Source organism: Elstera litoralis, assembly GCF_000963705.1.
Lineage (GTDB): Bacteria > Pseudomonadota > Alphaproteobacteria > Elsterales > Elsteraceae > Elstera > Elstera litoralis.
This window is the reverse complement of the sequence record NZ_LAJY01000870.1, coordinates 1-1,944: the sequence shown is the minus strand read 5'-3', so window position 1 is coordinate 1,944 and position 1,944 is coordinate 1. Positions and strand designations below refer to the sequence as shown.

The following is a 1,944-nucleotide window of genomic DNA, read 5'->3' as shown; positions in this document are numbered from 1 at the left end:
ATGCCACAAGATTATTTTTGAATAAAGCATGGCTTTTGCATAAAATACATGCGAAGTGTTTTTAACAAAAGGGCTATTACCATGAGTAAATATAGTGATTTTTTAAATGAAATGAATTTAAATAGTTACCACACCTACATTGATAAAATATTATCCGAAACAAAAAAGGAATTAGATGATATAAGCGATATGTCTGAAAATGAACAATTTAACAGAAGTCCACGAGTAGAGTATTTAACAGAATATGCGACTGTTTTAAATTCAATAAGATTAACGATTATATCTTTGAGATAATATTATTTACAATTTTTTGCGAATCTTGACTAATTCCTCCCGGAACGAAATGATGAATGTTTGGGATAAGTGCTTGTTTTTGAAGTTTTTGCCCACCATTATCTTCAAGATATTTTATCAATGCAATGATTATAGCTGATAACACCATAATTGCTTCAGCAGGATCAGAAGCTACAAATTTTCCTTCATTTAAGTTCTCGCTTTTATCTGTCATCTTCAACCTCTTGAATACATATGTGCCTGCTACGATAGCAGTTTATGGCGATCAAGATTTTTTTCAAGCGGCTTTCATAGAAATTTTTAAATTTTATCATAACTCATAGCATCCAATTCAGCGTATAGCGTATTAATTTTCCTATTAGTTTCTTTTATTTTTTCTTCATTTGAATTAAAAACATTTACCTCTGCGCCTTTGCTGCGGATATGCAGATAGGCAGTCTTTTCCGCTTCCAGTGCCTGTATCTTCAATGAGATGATATTCGCTTGTGCAAGGCGTTTTTGCGCTTCTGCGCTTGCAATTTGAGCAATGGCGGCATCTGTAAGTGCATTCGCTGATTGGATAGCTCGTTCGGTTTGAATTTTTTGTTCTTGGACTGATTCCTCATTCGCATCAGCAGCGCGTTTAGCTTCTTCACGGGCAAGAACCATTTCAGCACGAGTTGCTTCCAATTCCTCTTTTGAAATCTTAATTTGACGTTGTTGAAACATTATAGATAAAATCAATAATGCCACAGTTACAAAGTTGAGAAAAGGTCCGGCTACACCTCCGATATAATCGCCAATATTTGCCAAATCTGCTAGAGTTTTAATATTAATATTCTCGATATTCACTTCCCATAAAGGGATTTTACCAAACAGCATTATATTAATCATGATGATAGTTGTTAAAATGAGAATTGAAAACATGGAAAAAGAGAATAAGAACTCTCCCGTAGAGATCATTTTTTTCTTCAAATTTATCTTTTTTGATGGAAGCGACATTGGATTTATTCCTTGCATTATACATCAACTGCAACAAGATATTTTCATGCGAAGCATATTTCTTAGCGTAAATACATTAGATTTTTTTTAAAAAACAGGAGATATATTTTGGCTAAAATGATTCGCACACCATTAAGAATACGTATATTTAATATTGTTGCCAAATTATTGAGAATTGAGTACAGATTTGTAGAATTTACTCGGAAAGGTAAACGTTGGGGAGATAGTTGGCGTAGGAATAGCAAGGATTAATCCTCATATTCACTACAATCGAAAGGGCTTCCCTGGTTAGAAGTAATAGGTTCGTTGTTACTCTGATTTTTTGCAATTTGGCAAATAACCCATTTATCAAAAATATTAAATAAACCTCTAGCTAAAGTTTTTAAATCTTGGAATTTTTGATCTTCGTGAGATATCATAAAAGTAGTTGCCGTTTCTAACTCATTGACTGTGTATCCTTCGTATCTAAGGTCACAAATTGCTTGATATACATCATGGTAATCGGTCTGATTCTCATATGTTGTATTTATGTCGAACGTAAATAAGTAATAGCGCACGACATATTCTCCTGACGTTAAACACAACCTATCTCTGATAATGTTTTCAACCAAAAGATGTCAAGGAATTTTTATATATCGTATTAGATTTCTATGCATTAAAGATTCGCCG

General features: G+C 33.1%; 3 protein-coding genes. All 3 read right to left on the bottom strand.

Going from position 1 to position 1,944, the window contains the following annotated elements; genetic code table 11:
- Positions 1 to 277: 277 nt before the first annotated feature.
- The 3 genes from VZ95_RS24675 to VZ95_RS24670 all read right to left on the bottom strand — a co-directional run bounded on the left by VZ95_RS24675 (position 278) and on the right by VZ95_RS24670 (position 1,832).
- Positions 278 to 508: a hypothetical protein gene (locus tag VZ95_RS24675; protein WP_156995479.1), complete on the bottom strand. Its 231-nt coding sequence runs from the start codon at positions 506 to 508 to the stop codon at positions 278 to 280.
- Positions 509 to 594: 86 nt separating this feature from the next.
- A complete protein-coding gene (locus VZ95_RS20415; RefSeq protein WP_156995478.1) occupies positions 595 to 1,275 on the bottom strand; it encodes an efflux RND transporter periplasmic adaptor subunit in 681 nt (226 codons plus the stop codon).
- Positions 1,276 to 1,523: 248 nt separating this feature from the next.
- A complete protein-coding gene (locus VZ95_RS24670) occupies positions 1,524 to 1,832 on the bottom strand; it encodes a hypothetical protein (RefSeq protein ID WP_156995477.1) in 309 nt (102 codons plus the stop codon).
- Between the last annotated feature and the right edge of the window lie 112 nt (positions 1,833 to 1,944).

What these genes read in the sequence shown, in the direction of transcription:
- VZ95_RS24675 (WP_156995479.1), bottom strand. Translation starts at nt 508, where the DNA reads ATGACAGATAAAAGCGAGAACTTAAATGAAGGAAAATTTGTAGCTTCT.
- VZ95_RS20415 (WP_156995478.1), bottom strand. Translation starts at nt 1,275, where the DNA reads ATGTCGCTTCCATCAAAAAAGATAAATTTGAAGAAAAAAATGATCTCT.